We start from the raw sequence: 19,440 nt of genomic DNA on the forward strand, positions 1-19,440 counted from the left end.
AGGTCAGCGATTCGCCGGCGCCTTGGACCGACCTCGCGCGGTCGACGACTTGCGCTGGCGGCTCGCCCCCGCCTTGCCTTTGGCTGCGTTGCTCTCGTCGATCAGCCTGCTGGCGTGATCGAGGATGCAGGTGAGGCCGTACTCGAAATTGGTCTCGTCCGGGGCGCCGATGCGGTGCCCGATTCGGGTGACTTGGGAAAGGAGCGGGGTCTTTTCGGGGTCGATGGCAACGGCGTCCTCGATGGCGCGGGGTCCGATATCCGACGACTGGTTTTTTTCGTACAGCCGTTGCAGCACCACTGATCCGCGGACGTGAACCGAAACCGCCGAATAGGTGTCGAACGCGTCCTCCGGGGACAAGCCGGCCTCGACCAGATTGGAAACTGCCTTTTCCATCTCCTGTGCGCCCATCCGTGCCGCTTTCGGAGACAGTGCCGCGCGAATCAGAATCAGGTCGCACAGAATTGGGTTGCCCATGAACGTCTTACGCATCAAGCGCGCGTGGTTGCGCAGGGTTTCCCGCCAGTCGCTGGCTTCGACATAGGGGGTGGCGAACACGTACTTGCTCAGGGCGCGGTCAGTCATCGCGTTGAGCAGGTCGTCCTTCTTGCGGAAGTACCAGTAGATGCTCGTCACACCCACGCCGAGATGTTTGCCGAGCAGCGGCATGCTCAGGTTGTCGATCGACACCTCCTCGGCGAGTTCGAATGCGCCGCTGATGATGTCGTCGGGATTGATGGACCCGCGTTCGCGTCGCTGACGCTTATCGGCGGTTGCCTGTTTTGCCACTACGGGCACCTCCATCAAAATCTGTTTCGTGCATGAGGTCTGCCGGCCGTGTTGCCGGTAAAATCGAATTTACCGGCTCTTCGGTACTGACCTGCGTATACGCTTTCGTGTCGTAATTTCCCTCTGCTACTGTAATACCTATCGTAGGCTTTTTGGTAAATCGGCTGGACAGGCGAAAATGGCCAGGTTAGAGCTGCGGGTCAAGCAATGGATCTAGGGCTGGCAAATGCCGCCGCGGTGGTGGTCGGCGGTAGCCGCGGCATGGGTTTGGCCACCGCGCGCTGCCTTGCCGACGAGGGGGCCCGGGTAGCGGTCGTCGGGCGCAGCCGTGACGCGCTGGATTCCGCGGTGACCGATCTCACGCAACGGGGTAGCCCGGACGCCCTCGGGCTCGTCGCCGACATCGGCGACGACGCCGCCGTCGGCACGGCTTTCGGTGAGCTTTCCCAGCGCTGGGGCGGCGAACTCAACGCTCTGGTCATCACGGTGGGGCCGGGCGCCGCGGGTACCTTCGAGGATTTGACCGACGACCAATGGCGTCAGTCGGTTGAAGACGGGGTGCTGGGCATGGTGCGCTGTGTGCGGGCGGCGCTACCGCTGCTGCGTAAGGCGCAGTGGGCGCGGATCGTGAACTTCTCGGCGCACTCGACTCAGCGACAAAGTGTCATGCTGCCCGCGTACACGGCGGCGAAATCGATGCTGACGAGCGTATCGAAGAACCTGTCCCTGCTGCTGGCCAAGGACGAGATCTTGGTCAACGTGGTATCGCCGGGCAGCATCGCATCGGAATCACTGGTCGGCTGGGCGAATTCGGTCGGCGTCGACGGCCATGATCCCTATGCCCTGATGGAGGCCATCGGCAAGCATTTCGGTCATCCCGCGCACATGCCACGGGCGGGCCTCCCCGAAGAAATCGGCCCGGTCGCAGCGTTTCTCGCCTCGCGCCGCAACTCCTACATGACCGGAGCCAACATCAACGTCGACGGCGGTTCGGACTTCACCTGACTTCCCTGACCGTGGGTCGAAGAAATCGATTGGCAGACAGAAGGAGTCGACTGTGGCTACGGCAGCAGAGGCACGCGCGTGGGCGCCCGGCGCATTGCGGGGGATCGGTGACTCCCTCTACACCCCGTTCTGCGGGACCGACGGCGACGACATCGACTGGGACGCCTACCGGACACTGGTGCGCTACTGCGTCGGTGATCTCGGGCACCCGATGTTGTGGTGCACCAGCGGCATTGCCGAATTCTGGTCGCTGACCCTCGACGAGCGGAAACGCCTGCTGGAGGTTGCGGTAGAGGAGGCGCGCAGCATCAATCCCGGTGTGGTGGTGCAGGCCTGCACGGCGGCGATGTCGGCGAAGGACTGTTTGGATCTGACCCTGCACGCCCAGGAAGCGGGCGCCGACATCGTCTACATCCAGACGCCGATGATGGAGGCCCACGGCGGCGAAGGCGTGCTCCGCTTTTTCCAATACGTGGCTGCGCGCACGAATATCGCTCTGGGCATGTTCAATTCGCCGTCCTCGGGCTACGTGTTGACGCCGGCCGAGAGCGCACGCATCTACCACGAGGTGCCCGCGGTGTGCGCCACCAAGGAGGGCGCCTTCCTGCCGGCGGCCAGCCGCATGCTTCATCAGCTGGCGCCCGGTCTGGCCGTGTGGGAATGCGACAAAACGGTGTACCGGGCGGGGTGGCTGCGCGACGGGATCGTGTGCCCGGCGCAGCTGGGTACCTCGGGCTACCTGTTCGAGACGCCCGAGCGGCGATTGTTCTCCGAGTATTGGGATTTGGTGCAGAGCGACAAGCTCGTCGAGGCCATGGACTACGCCCGCGAATCCGGGTTGGATCAGTTCGACCTCGACGTCGGGTCGTGGTGGACGTGCTATCCGGGGCGCGCGGAATACTTCACCCACTGGGGCGGCGCGTTCAAGTACGCCGCGTCGCTGCTGGGGTTGCCCATCGGCGCGTATCCACATTCCCGCCCGCCGCAGGCCGAATTACCCGCGGAGGCGAAGGCCCAGATCGAGCACGCCTACCAGCGCCTGGGTTTGATCCAAACGGTGTTGCAGTAGAAGGGATTACCACGCGAAGCGAGCCCGGTTAGGAACCGGGCCCGCTCGCTCAGACCGACCGTCTACTGCTGTTCGGCCCGCTCGCGCTGCTCGTACGCCTTGGCCTTGCCGCGGGCCTTATCGGCGGCGGCTTCCTTTTTCCCGGCGCTGCGCTGCGCATCCGCCTTGTCCTGTTGGGCCTTGCCCTCTTCGATCAGGTCGTTGTGGCCGATGATGATGCCGATGACCTGCTTGGTCCTCCCGAGGACGTCTTCCACGATGCCCCGGACGAGTTCGACCGGTCCGCTCTTGGTGTCAACCATTGCCTCTCCTTCCCCCATGTGATGATCGGCTCCTCTACGCGTTCCCGATCCCGGGGTCGACGCAAACATGGGTCAGCGTGTCGATCGCCACATCCCGTCGCCGCCCCTCGGCCTAGGGGGTGATCACGGCGCCAAGCGGACGCCCAAAATCGCTGTTTAGTCGCCGTTCACGGGGGTGTGGGCGCAGTTGTGGAATGCGGTACCGATAGGTATACAGTATGGGTACAAACTCGCCAGTTGGTCAGCTATGAGGGGACGGTCGTATGGGCGCCGCCGACCGTGTGGTCACCGATGAGGCGGTGCTGTATGAAACCACCGAAACCGGTGTTGCGGTCGTGACCTTCAACCGTCCCGAGCGCCTCAACGCCTGGGGCCCCGACATCTCGAGGGGCTTCTACGCAAGCATCGACCGCGCCGAAGCCGACCCCGCGGTGCGGGTGATCGTGTTGACCGGTGCCGGCAAGGGATTCTGCGCGGGCGCGGACCTGGGTGGCGCGGGATCCATCGACGAAAAACTCGGCGACGGCGACACCGACGTCACCAAGCTGGTCGGCGACCGCCACCCGCATTTCCTCACCGAGCTGCGCAAGCCGATCATCGCCGCGGTCAACGGCGCCTGCGTCGGGATCGGCCTGACGCACGCCCTGATGTGTGACGTCCGGTTCGCGGCCGCCGGAGCCAAATTCGCCACCGCGTTCACCCGGCGGGGCTTGATCGCCGAGTACGGCATCTCCTGGATCCTGCCGCGGCTCGCCGGCTGGGGCGCGGCGATGGACTTGCTGTTGAGCGGGCGCACGTTCTTCGCCGAGGAGGCCGCGCAACTCGGACTGGTCAAGGACGTCGTCGCGCCCGAACAACTGATGTCGCGCGCCCTGGCATACGCCGACGACATCGCGCGCAATTGTTCACCGGCGTCGCTGGCGGTCATCAAGCGGCAGGCCTACGGCGACGCGCTGCGCGATGTCGCCGATGTCAGCGCCCGCGCCGAAACACTCATGCACGAGTCGCTGCTGCGGCCCGACGTTGTCGAAGGCATCACCAGCTTCCTGGAGAAGCGGCCACCGCGGTTCCCGCCATTGGCCACCTAACCAGCCGGAAAGGAACATCATGACCCCCCTGAACTATCGAGCGATCGACGTCGACAATCACTACTACGAACCGTTGGATTCGTTTACCCGCCATTTGGACAAGCGGTTCAAACGGCGCGGTGTCCAGATCGTCAGCGACGGCAAACGCAGCTGGGCCTTGATGGGCGACCGCATCAACCACTTCATCCCGAACGTCACCTTCGACCCGATCATCGTGCCGGGCTGCCTCGACCTGTTGTTCCGCGGCGAGATCCCGGAAGGCGTCGACCCGGCCTCGTTGATGAAGGTCGAGCGGCTCGCCGAGCACCCGGAGTACCAGAACCGCGACGCCCGGATCGCGGTGATGGACACCCAGGACATCGAGACGGTGTTCATGCTGCCGACGTTCGCGTGCGGAGTTGAAGAGGCGCTCAAACACGACATCGAGGCGACGATGGCCTCGGTGCACGCATTCAACCTGTGGCTCGACGAGGACTGGGGCTTCGACCGTCCGGACCATCGCATCATCTCCGCCCCGATCATCTCGCTGGCCGATCCGGTCAAAGCCGTCGAAGAGGTCGAGTTCGTGTTGGCGCGCGGCGCCAAGCTGGTCCTGGTGCGGCCCGCGCCGGTGCCCGGGCTGGTCAAGCCGCGGTCGCTGGGCGATCCCAGCCACGATCCGGTGTGGGCCAGGCTGGCCGAAGCGGGAGTGCCGGTGGGATTCCACCTCTCCGACAGCGGTTACCTGGCGATCGCAGCGCTGTGGGGCGGGAAATCGACTTTCGAGGGCTTCGGCGCGAAGGATCCGCTGGATCAGGTGCTCCTGGACGACCGGGCCATTCACGACACCATGGCCTCGATGATCGTGCACGGCGTGTTCACCCGCCACCCGAAACTCAAGGCGGTCAGCATCGAAAACGGGTCCTACTTCGTGCATCGGCTGATCAAGCGCCTCAAGAAGGCGGCCAACACCCAGCCCCAGTATTTCCCCGAGGACCCGGTGGAGCAGCTGCGCAACAACGTGTGGATCGCCCCCTACTACGAGGACGATCTGCCGGAGCTGGCCGAGGTCATCGGCGTCGACAAGATCCTGTTCGGTTCCGACTGGCCGCACGGGGAAGGACTCGCATCGCCGGTGTCGTTCGCCGAGGAGCTGAAGGGCTTCAGCGAGTCCGATGTTCGAAAGATCATGCGAGACAACGCCCTAGACCTCCTAGGCGTCCAAGTCGGTTCGGCTGCTTGATTACCGGGGCGCGGTTACTTCCGTGAGCGAATGGACCATCGGCGCGGTGCTCGACGAGATCGCCGCCGTCATTGGCGACCGGACGATGACGGTGTGCGGCGACCGTCGCAGCACCTTCGCCGAGTCGGCGGACCGCACCCGCCGGCTGGCGAACTTCCTGGCGAGCAAGGGATTCGGCGCACACCGGGAGCGGGCGGAACTGCAGAACTGGGAATGCGGGCAGGACCGGGTCGCGCTGGTGATGCACAACGATCTGTACCCCGACATGGTCATCGGGTGCCTCAAGGCCCGGACCGTCCCGGTGAACATCAACTACTACTACACCCCGCGCGAGGTCGGTGAACTTCTCGATTACGTACAGCCCCGGGCGGTCATCTACCACCGGGCGCTGGGCGCCCAGTTCGCCGACGTCCTCGCCCGCGATGGCGCGGACTTGCTGATCGCGGTCGACGACGGCAGCGAGGCCCCGCACCTACCGGGTGCGGTGTCGCTGGAAGACGCCCTGGCGCAAGGGGATACCGACCAGCGCGTCGTCGGGTCGCCGGACGACCTGCTGATGATCTGCACCGGCGGCACGACCGGCCGGCCCAAGGGTGTGCTGTGGCGGCAGTCCGACATCTATGTGTCGTCGATGGTGGGGGCAGACCACGCCTGCGCTGAGGAGATTCACGACAAGGTGCGCGGGGCGGCCGGGGCGCCGTGGTTCGCCGTGTCGCCGCTGATGCACGCCGCCGGCATGTGGACGGCGTTCTCGGCGATCATGGCCGGCACGCCCGTGGTGATGTACGACACCGGCAAAAAGCTCGACCCCCGAACGGTTCTCGAAACGGCGCAGCGCGAGAAGGTCGGCTTGATGACCATGGTCGGCGACGCCTACGCGGCGCCGCTGGTGACCGAACTGCGCCGCGGCTCCTATGACCTGTCGTCGCTGTACGCGATCGGCACCGGCGGCGCCGCGACGAACCCGAAATACCAACGCGCCCTGGTGGAGTTGATCCCCCAGGTCACGGTGATCAACGGGTACGGCTCGTCGGAGACCGGGAACATGGGATTCGGCCACAGCCGGCGCGACACGCAAACCGACACGTTCACCCTGCGGGAGGGTGGACTGGTCCTCTCCGAGGACTACACCCGCTTTCTCCGTCCAGCTGAGGCCGAGGTGGGCTGGGTCGCCAGGGAGGGACGAATCCCGTTGGGGTACTTCAACGATCCCGACGCAACCCGCAAGACCTTTCCCGAGATCGACGGCAAGCGGGTGGTGATATCGGGCGACCGCGCCGCGCTGGAGGCCGACGGCACCCTGCGGCTGTTCGGCCGGGACTCGCTGGTGGTCAACACCGGCGGCGAGAAGGTCTTCGTCGAGGAAGTCGAAGAGGTGCTGCGCGCCCACCCGGCGATCGCCGACGCGCTGGTGGTCGGGCGCCCCAGCGAGCGCTGGGGAGAAGAACTCGTCGCCCTCGTCGAACTCCGGGCAGACGCCGCCGCGACGGCAGACGAGCTGCACACGCTGTGCACCACGCAACTGGCACGGTTCAAGGCGCCCAAGGAATTCCTGTTCGTCGAGCACGTCCAACGCTTGGGCAACGGCAAGGCCGATTACCGTTGGGCGAAACGTCACGCAACAGCAAAGGCGCCGATGTCCACATGAAAGCAATCGATTGCCTGGTCAACGTGCACTTCGGCGAGACCGAGAAGCAACCGACCTGGATGCTCAAGGTGCGTGACGACTACTTCAAGGGGCCGGAGTCCATGTTCGCGCCCGTCGAGCTGACCGAGTTGCTCGACGAAATGGACGCGCACGGCGTGCGCAAGGCCATCCTGATGGACAACCTCGCCAAGCCGTCGGTGACGGCGCGCAAATTCGTCGAGGACAAGCCCGAGCGGTTCGCCCTGGCCATGGGCGGGGTGAATTTGCTGCGGCCGATGCCCTCCCTGCGGGAGCTTACTGCCGTCGTCAACGACCTGCCCGTGGCGTATGCGGCTGTGGGGCCGAGCTTTTGGGGGGACGGCCAGTACCCGCCCAGCGACGCCGTCTACTACCCGCTCTACACCAAATGCGCCGAGCTCGAGCTTCCGCTGTGCATCAACACCGGCATCCCCGGGCCGCCCATCCCCGGGGAGGTGCAAAATCCGATCCACCTCGACCGGGTGTGCGTGCGGTTCCCGGAACTGAAACTGTGCATGATCCACGGCGCGGATCCCTGGTGGGACATCGCGATCAGGCTGCTGATCAAGTACGCCAACCTGCGCCTGATGACGTCGGCGTGGTCGCCGAAACGGTTACCGGAGAGCCTGCTGCACTACATGCGGACGCGCGGTAAGGGCAAGGTGATCTTCGGTTCCGACTGGCCCGTCCTGAAAATGCACCGCGTCGTGCCCGAGGCCGCCGCGCTGGACTTGCCCGCCGACGTCCTCGAAAACTATCTCTACAACAACGCCCAGGAATTCTTCTTCAGTGGCCAGGAGGAACGCTGAGTATGGACCGTTACGAACTACGTAGGCTCGACTACAGCCTGACGTCGGATCATGAGGCGTTGCAGGCCGCGTACCGCGATTTCTTCAAGACGCATTGCCCGATCGAGACCGTGCGCGCCGCGGAGGAGACCGGCTTCGACAAGAACCTCTGGGAGCGGTTGTGCGCCATGGGCGCAACCACGATGGCCGTGCCGGAATCCGCGGGCGGAGACGGCGCGACGCTCGTCGACCTGACGCTCGTGGCCGAGGAGATCGGCCGGTCGCTGGCGCCGGTGCCGTGGATCGACCAGGTCTGCGCCGCGCGCCTGCTGGCCCGACTCGGCGCGGCGGAACCCGATGTGGTCCAGGGCACGCGACTGGCCGCGTTCGATCCCCAGCACGACAGCGCCTCCGGGGCGCGGCTGCTGCCCACCGGGTCGATCGCCGACCAGATCGTCGTGCGCGACGGCGAGGACGTCGTCGCGCTGAGCTTCGGCACCCGCCCGGCGAAGGTGGACAACATCGGTCGGCTGCCGATGGCCTGGGTGGATCCGGCCACCGCCGACACCCGAACCGTCCTGGCCAGCGGCCCTGGGGCGGCGGCGGAATATCAACGCGCGCTGGATGAGTGGCGGGTGCTGTCGGCGGCCGCGTTGGTGGGCTTGGTGGAAGAGACCATGACCATCGCCGCCGAGTTCGCCAAGACCCGCTACACGCTGGGCGTGCCGATCTCGACGCTGCAGGGCATCTCCCATCCACTGGCCAACATCGCCATCACCGTGCAGGGCGGCCGCAATCTGGCGCGGCGCGCGGCCTGGTTCCTCGACAACGAGCCCGACGAACGCCCCGAGTTGGCGCCCTCGGCGTTCGTGTTCATGGCGGAAGAGGCGCCCAAGGCCGCGACCATGGCGGTGCATGTGCAAGGCGGTCTTGGTGTTTCGGCGGAGGCGGCCGCGACGGCCTATCTTGTGCGTGCCCGCGGCTGGGCACTGGCCGGCGGGGATCCCGGGGCCAGCGCGAAGTACATCGGCGAACTCGTCGCGGCGCGCGAAGGCAACTCGAGGAAGGGCGCATAGTGGATTTCTCACGTGTCACGCTGTCCGACGACGATCGGCGTTTCCTCGACGAAGCACGCGAATTCCTGCGCACCCATGTGACCGAGGACGTCAAGCGCCGGGACCGCGAGACCGGCGACAACTTCGACGAAGGGGTGCACCTGGCGCTGGGCGCCGCCGGATACCTGGAACGCGAATGGAAGCCGGAAGCCGAAGGCGGCTTCAGCCGCGTGCATCGCCGCATCTGGGAACTCGAGAAGCGGCGCGCCCACGTGCCCTGGGTGACCTGGGGCACCACCGCCATGGTGGCGCGTTCGGTCGCGCGGTTCGGGTCGAGCGAATTGCGGGACGAGGTGCTGCCGGGCGTCTTCAGCGGGCACGTTCGGCTGTGCCTGGGCTACACCGAACCCGAGGGCGGATCCGACATCGCCACCTGTAAGACCCGCGCGGTGCGGGACGGGAACGGCTGGATTATCAATGGCTCCAAGATGTTTACCACCGGTGCCCACAACTGCCGGTACGTTTTCCTCATCACCAACACGGACCCGACTGCCCCCAAGCACAAGAGCCTTACCATGTTCCTGGTCCCGCTGGACTCCCCGGGCATCGAGATCCAGGGCATCCGCACCGTCGATGGCGATCGCACCAACATCGTCTACTACAGCGACGTGCGCGTCGACGACAAGTACCGGCTGGGCGACGTGAACGCGGGCTGGACGGTGCTGCGCGAGCCGCTCAACGTCGAGCACGGCGCGGTGGCGGCCGCCCCCGACGGGCTACAGGACGTGTCGATCATGATGCATCAGGCCGGGTTCATGGCCGACGCGCTGGACAAGGCCGCGGGTAAGGTGTCAGAGCGGGATCCGAACGGGCGCAGGCTCATTGACGATGCGGCGGTGGCGTACCGGTTGGGGCGCAGCGCCGCGCGCATGGAAGCGGCGCTCAGTGCGCCCAGCATTTTCGGCCGTGTCGCCCTCGCGCAGACGATGCGTGACATCTCCCCGGACCTGATGGACATCCTCGGCACGGCGTCCGCGCTGCCGATCGGCACCGACGGCGCGGCCGACGACGGCGCCGCGGAGTACGTGTTCAGGTTCGCGCCGCTGGTCGGGATCTACGGCGGCACCCTCGAGGTGTTCCGCAACATGATCGCGCAGTACGTGCTGGGCCTGGGCAAGCCGGCCTACGCGCCGGTCGCGCAGAAGGCTTCCTAGCGCTCGGCGGGCTTAACCTGTGCCGGCGAGGGCGGGCGGGTTGACGGCGTCCGGGTCGGGGTTGGCGATCGGCAGGCCCATGAACCGGCGCGCGTTGTCGCCCATGAAGTCATAGGTGCGCCGCTCGTCCATGTTGTCGGCGTATTTCCAGAAGCCCTTGGGTTCGGCGAGGCCTTCGGGGTGCGGGTAGTCGGAGCCGAACAGCACTCGGTCCCATCCCACCGTGTCGACGACGTCGGCCACGCAACCCTCCCAGAACGGGCTCACCCAGATGTTGCGGCGGAACACGTCGTGGGGATGCTCCGGGAAGTTCTGTGGCATCTTCTTGTATAGGTCTTCAAAGTCGTTGAACAACGGGAAGATCCACGAACTGCCGTTCTCGACGCTGGCGATGCGCAGCTTCGGGAACCGGGTCAGGGTCCCGTGGCAGATCAGGCTGGTGATCATGTCGGCAATTTCGCGGTGCCCCAGCACCATCCAGCGAAATGCGCTCATGGCCATGAAATTCTGGGTGTGGGGCGGTTCCCACGTGCCGACGTAATCGTCCAGCGGAGGGTAGCTGGCATGCAGCACGATCGGCAGGCCCGCGGCCTCGACATCGCGCCAGAACGGGTCGAATTCGGGCAGCGCCGGCGACCGCCAGCCGTGGACGCCGTTCACGGGACCCGGTTTGATCAGCGCGGCGCGGACGCCGTTGGCCAGAAGGTAGTCCAGTTCGCGCTGCGCGGCGTCGACCTCGGACAAGTTGATGATGGGTGTGGAGAAGACGCGGTCGGCGTAGTTGTAGGTCCAGTGTTCGGCCATCCACTGGTTCAACGCGTGGATGATCGCCAGTGTGAGCTCGGGGTCGTCGGCCGAGGAGTGCTCGACCAGGCTGGCCAGCGTGGGGTAGTTCAGCGCCTCGACGACACCCTGGCGGTCGAGTTCGGCCACCCGATCGACCGGGTTACGGGTCGCGGCCGGCGCCGCGATGGCCGGTCCCTGCATCTCGCGCAACGTGAGGCCCTCGGTGTTTTCCCCGGCGAAGAACTTCTCGTGCGCGCCGGGGGCCGCGACGCGTTCGAACGTCGGGTTGGGGATGAAGTCACTGACCTTGTTGTTGATCACGATGCGGGTTTGCCGCCCGATCTGGGCGAATTGGACGGCCCGCGAATACCTTTCCGGAAGGTATTTCGTCAGCGCTTCGGGCGTTTCGTACATGTGCTGGTCGGCGTCGAAGATCGGCGCTCCGGTGAATTGGGTGGATTGAGCCACGGGGATGGGTGCCCTTTCTTGCGTGAGCAGATGCAAAAGCACGGAACGCAAAGGCGTGTCGGGTGCTTTGGTGTCTGCTCGCGCTAGGTGGTCAGGATGGTGGCCGCGGCGGTACCGGGCGCACCGTAGAGCTGAGCGAATCCGACGCGTGGTTCACCGGCCACCTGAAGATCGCCGGCTTCGCCGCGGAGTTGGCGCACCAGCTCGTGAATTTGCCGCAGGCCCGACGCCCCGATCGGTTCGCCGTTGGCGATCAGCCCGCCGTCGGTGTTGACCGGCATCGAGCCGGTGATCTCGGTGGCGCCGTCGGCCAGCAGCTTCTCCTGCTCGCCGTCGGCGCAGAAACCGCATTCGGCCATGTGGATGATCTCGGCGCCGGCGTCAGTGTCCTGCAGCTGAATGACGTCGACGTCTTCCGGTGCGACACCGGCCTTTTCGAACGCGGCCTTCGCGGCATACACGGTCGGCGCCACGTCCTCGTCGACCGGGGCGAAGGTGGTGTTCACCTCGTAGGCGCCGTAGCGACGGGTGCGTACCTCGACCGCCCGCACGAAGATCGGCTTGGCGGTGTAGCGGTGCGCGATGTCGGCGCGGCACATGACCACGGCGGCGGCGCCCTCGTCGGGCGCACAGAACATGTACTGGGTGAGCGGGTAATTCAGCATCGTCGAGTTGAGGATCTCGTCTTCGGGAATCGGTTTGCGCCGAAACGCGTTCGGGTTCCGCGCGCCGTTGCGGAAGTTCTTGGCTGCCACCTTGGCCAGCGTCTGCTGGGAGATGCCGTGCTCGTGCAGGTAGCGGTTGGCTTTCATGCCGAAGAACTGGGTGGTGAGGTACTGGCCGTTCTCGGCGTACCAGCGCGGCATCCCGACCAGGGCCGGGTCCTCGGTGAACGCGCCGCGCGGATGCTTGTCCAGGCCGATGGCGATTCCGATGTCGTAGTCGCCCAACCGGATTCCGTCGGCGCAGGCCTTGGCGGCGCTGGCAGCAGTCGCGCAGGCGTTGAACACGTTGGTGAAGGGGATGCCCGAGAGCCCGACCATGCCGACGATGGCATCGGGGTTGGCGACGGTCCAGCTGCCCCCGGTGGCGGCCTGGATGTCCTTCCACTGCACGCCCGCGTCGTCGACCGCGAGCCGAATCGCGTCGACGCCCATCTCCATCGCGGACTTGCCCTCGAAGCGACCGAAGGGGTGCAGGCCCACGCCGATGATCGCGACGTCATTCATTTGCGCCACTCCTCCTCATCACTCCGTTCTGCATCGTCGTCGGCGCGATTCATGCGCGCCACTCCTCCTCATCACTTCGTTATGCATCGTCGTCGGCGCGATTCATGTGCGCCACTCCTCCTCATCACTTCGTTATGCATCGTCGTCGGCGCGATTCATGTGCGCCACTCCTCCTCATCACTCCGTTCTGCATCGTCGTCGGCGCGATTCATGCGATGGCTCCTGAATCTTTGAGTTCGGCGATGCGGTCCCAGTCCATCCCGAGTTCCATCAGGACGATTTCGGTGTGCTCGGATGCTTGCGGGGCCCGGGTGGTGACGAGCGGTTCGTGGTTGAACTGCACCGGCCCGCGGACGACCTTGAACGGTGCACCGCCATCGTTGGACTCGACTTCGACGATCATGTCGTTGGCGATGGCTTGCTCGTCGTCGGCCAGATCGAGGAGGCTCTGGAACGGCGCCCACTGGCCTTTCATCGTTTTCAGGTGCTGTCGCCAGTAGTCGAAGGGCTTGCCGGCGAAGGCCTTTGCGATCAGCTCGGCGGCAGCGTCGGCGTTTTGGATCAACGGCAGCACGTCGCAGAAGCGGGGATCGTCGGCCGCCTCGGGGATGCCGAGGTGCTCGAAGGTGTCGCGAATGTAGCCCGTCGGGCTGACGATGCACAGGTTGATCGTGCCGCCATCGGAGGTTAAGTAATTGCCCAGGAAGGGATTCACCGATGCGGCCGCGGATCCGGGCATCGGGGTGCGCATGACCTCGCCGGTTTCCATGCCCTGCGTCACGCTCGCGCCCGCCGCCCACCACGCCGTGCTCAGCAACGACACGTCCAGCTCGAGCGCTTCGCCGGTCCGCTCGCGGTGCAGCAGCGCGGCCGAGATGCCACCGGCGATGAACATGCCGCCAATGGAGTCCCCGAACGCGGGAATGCCCTGTCCCAGTGCACCGCCCAACTCCTCGGGGGTCAGCGCGTACCCCACCCCGCTGCGCGTCCAGAACGCCGTCCCGTCATAGCCCCCGACGTCACGCTCGGCGCCCTTGTCGCCGTAGGCCGAGCCGCGCGCATACACGATGTTCGGGTTCACCGCGCGGATGTGCTCCACGTCGAACTTGTGCTTCTGCCGCTGCGCGGGCATGTAGTTGGTCAGGAACACATCGGCGGACTTGGCCAGTTCGTAGATCACTTCCTGACCGCCCGGCGTGGAGACGTCGATCCCGACGCTGCGCTTGCCCCGATTGGGATGCTCTATCAGCGGATGCCGGTCGGGATTGAGCTGGAAGCCACCCATGTTGACGAAGCCACGCTGAGTATCGCCGCGCGCCGGATGCTCGACCTTAATGACGTCGGCACCCCAGTCGGCGAGGATCGCGCCGGCGGCGGGGACGAACGTGAACTGCGCAACCTCGAGGACCCGAAAGCCCTGCATTACCTTGACCATTCCCGGGACCCTACTTCGCGTCGAACGTAACCGGAAGCGCGGTCGGCGAACGGAACGGCTGACCGTGGACATGCGGATCGTCATCGGTGAGCAGCTTGATGTTGGTCACCCGATCCAGCAGGCATTCGAGCGCGACCCGGGTCTCCATGCGCGCGAGGTGCAGACCCAAGCAGGTGTGCTCCCCGGCGGCGAACGAGATGTGCGGCACGTGCGCACGGAAGATGTCGAACTCTTCCGGGCGCTCCCAGCGGTGTCCGTCGCGATTCGCCGAGCCGATGCAGAGGTCGACCACCGAGCGGGCCGGGATCGTGACCCCTTCCAGTTCGGTGTCTTCGGAGGTGAACCGCTGCGCCGTGGTCAACGGCGTCTCGAAGCGCAGGCCCTCCTCGATCGCCGGTGCGATCAGGGTGCGATCGGCCTGCACCGCGGCGAGCTGCTCGGGGTGGGTGAGCAACAGGAACAGCAGGTTGCCCGAGGACCGATAGGTGGTTTCCAGCCCGGCGGGCAGCAGCAGGCGCAGGAACGAGTAGATGGCTTCGTCGCTGAGCTTTTCGCCGTCGATCTCGGCGGTGACCAGGTCGCCGATGATGTCCTCGGTCGGCTCGGCCCTGCGCGCTTCGATCTGCTCGAGGAAGTAGTCCTTCAACGCCGCCGACGCTTCGAAGGCGCGTTCGTATTTGACGGCGTAGCTGATCAGTTCGACCGCGCGTCGGTGAAACATGGGCAGGTCGTCTGCCGGCAGACCCAACAGGGTGGCGATGACCCGGGTGGGAAACTCGAAGGTGAATTGGCGGACCAGATCGGCCCGGCCGGAGTCGATGAACTCGTCGATGAGGGCGTTGCAGATCGGCCGGACGACGGTGGGTTCCCAGCGGGCCAGGGCCTTGGACTTGAACGCCGCGGACACCAGGTTGCGGTGGTCGCGGTGTTTTTTGCCCTCCATCGCCAGGATGGTCGGCCCCATGAACAGGCCGATGGTGGTGTCGTACATCGCCGAACTGAACACCCGGCCGTCACGAAACGCCTTGTTCACCGCGTCGAAGGACACCGCCGCGAAGGACCGCTTGGGTCGCAGCGACTCGGGGGTCTTGGAGTAGTCCATGACGGTGCCGTGGAAAACGCCGCCCTCGCTGCGCTTCCGCGCGAAGTAGGGGTACGGGTCGCGCAGGTAGTCGCCCGGCTTGTCGCCGGTGACGGCATCCTGAAGCTGACTTTCCACGGCTGCTCTCCGGCTCGGGTACACGGTCGTACTGTAAAGATTACAGTAGACTATATCGACGCGGCTACGGCTGCCGTAAGCTGTGCAGCCATGGGTTCAGTTGGCCAACAGGTTGACGGTCCGGCGGGGCGGCGGCAAGCCGATTTACGGGCGATGCTGGACCGGCAACGGCGCTCCTTTGTGGCCGAGGGGCCGCCCACCGCCGCGGTCCGGCGCAACCGTATCGATCGGCTGATGGCGCTGCTGCTGGACAACAGCGACGCGTTCATCGATGCCATGGCCGCCGACTACGGCACCCGGTCCAAGGCGGCCTCGTTGTTCACCGAGATCATCGGGATCACTTCTGTGGTCGAGCACACCAGATCCCATGTGGCGCAATGGATGCGTCCGGCCAAACTGATGCCCGCCGCGCGGCTGTGTGGCCTGCGGGCCGAAGTCGAGCCCACCCCGCTCGGCGTCGTCGGCGTGATCGGTCCGTGGAATTTCCCGGTCAACCTCGTGGTGCTGCCCGCGTCGGCGGCGTTCGCCGCCGGCAACCGGGTGATGATCAAGATGTCGGAGATCACCGCGCATACCGCGGATCTGATGGCGGCGACCGCGCCCAAGTACTTCGACCCGGCCGAGCTCGACGTGGTCACCGGTGGCGCCGACGTCGCGGCCGCCTTCGCGGCGTTGCCGTTCGATCATCTGTTCTTCACCGGCTCGCCGTCGGTGGGTGCGTTGGTCCAACGCGCGGCCGCCCAGAACCTCGTTCCGGTGACCCTGGAACTGGGCGGCAAGAACCCGGTGGTGGTTGCGCCGGGCGCCGACATTGCGCGATCGGCGGCGCGCATCGCGCGGGCCCGGATGGTCAACGGCGGACAGGTATGCGTCTGCCCCGATTACGTCATGGTGCCCGACGACCACCTCGACAGCTTCGTCGACACCGCCCGCGAAACGTTGCGCGGGATGTTCCCGACGGTGATCGCCAACGCCGACTACTGCTCCAGCGTCAACCAGGCCAATTTCGACCGAGTGGTACGACTGATCGACGACGCGCGGGCACACGGCGCCCGCGTGGAAACGATTGGCCCGGAGGGCGAGTCGCTGCCCGACCGCGCCAGCCGCAAAATTGCGCCCACCATTGTCCGCGGCATCGACGACCGGATGCGGATCGCCGACGAAGAGGTCTTCGGCCCGGTGCTGACCGTCATGGGCTACTCCCGTCTGAACGAGGCGATCGACTACATCAACGGGCGGCCGGCGCCGCTGGTGGCGTACTGGTACGGTCCCGACGACGAGAATTTCCGCAGCTTTGTCCGCAACACCCGCAGCGGCGGCGTCGCCCGCAACGACTTTGCGGCGCAGATGATCCCGTCCGCGGCGCCGTTCGGGGGAGTGGGGCGCAGCGGGATGGGCGCCTATCACGGCAAGGCCGGGTTCGACACCTTCAGCCACTACCGCACCGTGGTCGGCAATGACCTGCCGTTCAGCATCACCGGAACCGCGGCGCCGCCGTTCGGCAGTTCGTTGCGGTTCTACGCCAACACCGCCCTGCGAATCGCGCGGGTCCGCACGCACCGCCGCCTCAAGAAAGTTGCGAAATGACCGTCGCCGAACTGGAATTCGACCCGTTCTCGGAGGACTTCTTCAACGGGCCGTACGAAACCTACCGACGGATGCGTGAGGAAGCCCCGGTCTACTACAGCGAACGGTACGACTTCTACGCGCTGAGCCGCCACGTGGACGTCGCCGCGGCGTACAAGAACTTCGAGACGTACTCGTCGGCGCGCGGCGTGGACCTCGCGGCGGTGCGCTCCGAGGAACCGATGGGGCACAAGTCGATCATCATGATGGACCCGCCCGAGCACCGGCACATGCGCGGCCTGGTCAACAAGGTGTTCACGCCGCGCGCGATCGAAGCGATGCGCCCGCTGGTGACCGGACTGGTCGACCGCTATCTCGACGCCACCGACCCCGCGGGATTCGATGTCGTCCAGGATTTCTCGGCGTTGTTCCCCGTCGAGGTCATCACGACGATGCTCGGGGTGCCGGAAGAGGACCGCCAGCAGATCCGGCTGTGGCTCGACACGTTCCTGCACCGCGAGCCGGGCGAGGTCGAGATGTCGGAGGCCGGCGTGCAGGCCGCCACGCAGATGGCGATCGCCTACTACCAGTTGGTGAAGGAGCGCAGGGCCGCCCCGCGCGACGACATGATCAGCGCCCTGGTGGCGGCCCGCGTCGAGCGCGAGAACGGTGAGCTCACGGCCTTGGACAACATCGAAATCGCCCAGTTCGCCGTGCTATTGGGTGGGGCCGGCGCCGAGACGGTGACCAAGCTGGTGGCGAACGCGGTGGTGCTGTTTGCGCGCCATCCCGAGCAATGGCAGAAACTGCTCGACGACCGCAGCAAGGTCCCCGCGGCCGTCGAAGAGGTGCTGCGCTACGAATCCCCGAACCAGTACAACGTGCGCTGCTCGCGCGAAGACGTCACCCTGCACGGCGTCACCATCCCCGCCGGCAAGCCGGTGTTTTTGCTGCTGGGTTCGGCCAACCGTGATCCCGACGCGTGGACGAAGCCAGAGGTCTTCGACATCGAGCGTGACCGCACCGAGGCGCAGAACCTCGGATTCGGGTACGGGATCCACAGCTGCCTCGGGGCGGCGCTGGCACGCATGGAAAGCTCTGTCGCACTGCAGAAGCTGCTCGATCACATGCCCCGCTATGAGGTGGACTGGGCGGGCTGCCGTCGTGTCAACATGCAAAACGTCGCGGGCTGGAACAACGTCCCGGTGCGGGTATTGCCGTAGTCAGGCGCCGGCGCGCCCCGAACGCGAATTCGTCACCCTCGCGGCATAGGCCTGCACCGCGGCGTAGTGCGCGCCTAGCAGCCGGGGCATCGCCGCCATCACGCGCCCGTCAGGGCCGATGAGGATCCTCGCCCGGTTCTTCTCGGCCCCACGCAGAATGAGGCGGGCGGCCTTCTCGGGGGAGGTGATTGCCGCGCGCGCAAAGAGTTTGGCCGCCTGGTCGGGGTCCTCCGTCTCGGCGGCGCGCATGTTGGCCCCGAAGTTGGTTTTGACCACCCCGGGGTGCACGCAGTGGACGGTCACCGGGTGACGTTCGATGATCATCTCTTGGCGCAGCGCCTCGGTGAAACCGCGCACCGCGAACTTCGCGGTGCTGTAGGCGCCTTGGTAGGGCACCGCGATCAACCCGAAGGCACTGGACAGGTTCACCAACCGCGACGGGTGCTGGCCGGAACCGGCCTCGACGAGTTGCGGCAGGAAGGCCTTGGTGCCGTTGACGACCCCACCGATGTTGATGCCGATGAGCCAGTCGAAATCTTTCCACGACATGTCCGCCACGCTCGCGAACAGGTCGACTCCGGCGTTGTTGAACAACATCGAGGCGGGCCCGAGTTGCCGGTGCACGTCTTCGGCGAAGCCCAGCACCGCGTCCCGGTCCGCCACGTCGACCCGGTACGGCGTGACCTGGCCGGGTGGGCACGCTGCTTGCGTCTCGCTGAGGCCCTTTTCGTCGATGTCGGCGGCCGCGACATGCGCCCCGCCGCGAGTGAGGGCCTGCGTCAGTGCGCGGCCGATGCCGGAGCCGGCGCCCGTGACGACAGCGATGCGCCCGTGATAGTTCATGGATTCCCTGCCTCGACAATCGTGCGGATCCGGTCCACCGAAAGTTCGAGGTTCGCTTGAAGATCTTTACGACGATCCCGGATGAACAAGAAGAGGCGCTCGAACGCCACTGCGGCCCATGGCAATGGGACACACATCCGGACGACTTCGGTGAGGCGCGATGTGCCGGCGGTGGAGCCGGGTTCGATGAGATATGTCCACTGCGTCCAGTCCCCGCCCATGGCCTGAACGACGAACGAGAACCGTTGTCCCGGTGCGGCTTCGGCGACGACCGCTTCGGTCCGCCACCGCCCCAGCCGCCTTCGGTTCCAGGCCCGAAAACGGTCCGGAGCCAGCCACTGGGCACGCACGGTCTCCGGGCTCCACTCCGGGATCCGCGTGACGTCGGAGACGACGGCGTACACCTGTTCCGCGGAGGCTCGCACCTCGGTCGATGCCGTCAGCGTCTCGTCCTTCTGCAGCAATGACATCGC

Annotated in this window: 18 protein-coding genes; 10 read left to right on the plus strand and 8 right to left on the minus strand. The window is 66.0% G+C overall.

What is annotated here, in order from left to right:
* Window positions 1-3: 3 nt before the first annotated feature.
* Window positions 4-804: a TetR/AcrR family transcriptional regulator gene (locus OCU_RS33165; protein ID WP_014379615.1), complete on the minus strand. Its 801-nt coding sequence runs from the start codon at window positions 802-804 to the stop codon at window positions 4-6.
* 192 nt (window positions 805-996) lie between these two features.
* Between OCU_RS33165 and OCU_RS33170 the strand changes: the two genes are divergently transcribed.
* Entirely contained in the window at window positions 997-1,794 is a 798-nt protein-coding gene (locus OCU_RS33170) for an SDR family NAD(P)-dependent oxidoreductase (RefSeq protein WP_008254948.1), read from the plus strand.
* Between the two features lie 52 nt (window positions 1,795-1,846).
* Entirely contained in the window at window positions 1,847-2,863 is a 1,017-nt protein-coding gene (locus OCU_RS33175; protein ID WP_029385650.1) for a dihydrodipicolinate synthase family protein, read from the plus strand.
* A 62-nt stretch (window positions 2,864-2,925) separates the two neighbouring features.
* On the opposite strand, the gene mbp1 is transcribed toward OCU_RS33175, so the two are convergent.
* The gene (mbp1, locus tag OCU_RS33180) at window positions 2,926-3,165 is read right to left on the minus strand and encodes a microaggregate-binding protein 1 (protein WP_009957715.1); all 240 of its coding nucleotides are present in this window, start codon (window positions 3,163-3,165) and stop codon (window positions 2,926-2,928) included.
* A 263-nt stretch (window positions 3,166-3,428) separates the two neighbouring features.
* Between mbp1 and OCU_RS33185 the strand changes: the two genes are divergently transcribed.
* The 6 genes from OCU_RS33185 to OCU_RS33210 are packed head-to-tail and all read left to right on the plus strand — an operon-like array spanning window position 3,429 to window position 10,198.
* Window positions 3,429-4,253 (plus strand): enoyl-CoA hydratase, encoded by an 825-nt coding sequence (locus OCU_RS33185; protein WP_009957714.1) that lies wholly within the window; start codon window positions 3,429-3,431, stop codon window positions 4,251-4,253.
* 19 nt (window positions 4,254-4,272) lie between these two features.
* Window positions 4,273-5,475, plus strand: a complete 1,203-nt coding sequence (locus tag OCU_RS33190; RefSeq protein WP_014379616.1) for an amidohydrolase family protein — start codon at window positions 4,273-4,275, stop codon at window positions 5,473-5,475.
* 22 nt (window positions 5,476-5,497) lie between these two features.
* Complete coding sequence (locus tag OCU_RS33195; protein ID WP_014379617.1) at window positions 5,498-7,123, plus strand: acyl-CoA synthetase; 1,626 nt, start codon at window positions 5,498-5,500, stop codon at window positions 7,121-7,123.
* A complete protein-coding gene (locus tag OCU_RS33200; protein ID WP_008254960.1) occupies window positions 7,120-7,950 on the plus strand; it encodes an amidohydrolase family protein in 831 nt (276 codons plus the stop codon). Before OCU_RS33195 ends, OCU_RS33200 begins: the two co-directional genes overlap by 4 nt.
* Before the next feature lie 2 nt (window positions 7,951-7,952).
* Window positions 7,953-9,005, plus strand: coding sequence for an acyl-CoA dehydrogenase family protein (locus OCU_RS33205; RefSeq protein WP_009957710.1), 1,053 nt, complete (start codon window positions 7,953-7,955; stop codon window positions 9,003-9,005).
* On the plus strand, window positions 9,005-10,198 hold the full coding sequence (locus tag OCU_RS33210) for an acyl-CoA dehydrogenase family protein (RefSeq protein WP_014379618.1): 1,194 nt from the start codon (window positions 9,005-9,007) through the stop codon (window positions 10,196-10,198). The genes OCU_RS33205 and OCU_RS33210 overlap by 1 nt, the downstream gene beginning before the upstream one ends.
* Window positions 10,199-10,210: 12 nt before the next feature.
* Here the strand turns inward: OCU_RS33210 and OCU_RS33215 are convergent, their stop codons facing one another.
* From OCU_RS33215 to OCU_RS33230, 4 genes are all read right to left on the minus strand, one after another.
* Window positions 10,211-11,452, minus strand: coding sequence for an amidohydrolase family protein (locus OCU_RS33215; protein WP_014379619.1), 1,242 nt, complete (start codon window positions 11,450-11,452; stop codon window positions 10,211-10,213).
* An 83-nt stretch (window positions 11,453-11,535) separates the two neighbouring features.
* A complete protein-coding gene (locus tag OCU_RS33220; RefSeq protein WP_038535603.1) occupies window positions 11,536-12,681 on the minus strand; it encodes a thiolase family protein in 1,146 nt (381 codons plus the stop codon).
* A 208-nt stretch (window positions 12,682-12,889) separates the two neighbouring features.
* Window positions 12,890-14,104, minus strand: coding sequence for a CaiB/BaiF CoA transferase family protein (locus OCU_RS33225; RefSeq protein ID WP_026071496.1), 1,215 nt, complete (start codon window positions 14,102-14,104; stop codon window positions 12,890-12,892).
* A gap of 22 nt (window positions 14,105-14,126) precedes the next feature.
* Entirely contained in the window at window positions 14,127-15,335 is a 1,209-nt protein-coding gene (locus OCU_RS33230; protein ID WP_009957704.1) for a cytochrome P450, read from the minus strand.
* 153 nt (window positions 15,336-15,488) lie between these two features.
* Here OCU_RS33230 and OCU_RS33235 point away from each other — a divergent pair, with 153 nt between their 5' ends.
* Together OCU_RS33235 and OCU_RS33240 are read left to right on the plus strand one after the other, a co-directional pair.
* Window positions 15,489-16,922 carry an aldehyde dehydrogenase family protein gene (locus OCU_RS33235; protein ID WP_014379621.1) on the plus strand — a complete coding sequence of 478 codons (1,434 nt, stop codon included), beginning with the start codon at window positions 15,489-15,491 and terminating at the stop codon, window positions 16,920-16,922.
* Window positions 16,919-18,124, plus strand: coding sequence for a cytochrome P450 (locus tag OCU_RS33240; RefSeq protein ID WP_009957701.1), 1,206 nt, complete (start codon window positions 16,919-16,921; stop codon window positions 18,122-18,124). Before OCU_RS33235 ends, OCU_RS33240 begins: the two co-directional genes overlap by 4 nt.
* Here the strand turns inward: OCU_RS33240 and OCU_RS33245 are convergent, their stop codons facing one another.
* Window positions 18,125-18,967 (minus strand): SDR family NAD(P)-dependent oxidoreductase, encoded by an 843-nt coding sequence (locus OCU_RS33245; RefSeq protein WP_014379622.1) that lies wholly within the window; start codon window positions 18,965-18,967, stop codon window positions 18,125-18,127.
* The gene (locus OCU_RS33250) at window positions 18,964-19,437 is read right to left on the minus strand and encodes an SRPBCC family protein (protein ID WP_008254977.1); all 474 of its coding nucleotides are present in this window, start codon (window positions 19,435-19,437) and stop codon (window positions 18,964-18,966) included. The genes OCU_RS33245 and OCU_RS33250 overlap by 4 nt, the downstream gene beginning before the upstream one ends.
* Window positions 19,438-19,440 lie beyond the last annotated feature (3 nt).

The sequence above is a fragment of the Mycobacterium intracellulare ATCC 13950 genome, assembly GCF_000277125.1.
GTDB classification, from domain to species: domain Bacteria; phylum Actinomycetota; class Actinomycetes; order Mycobacteriales; family Mycobacteriaceae; genus Mycobacterium; species Mycobacterium intracellulare.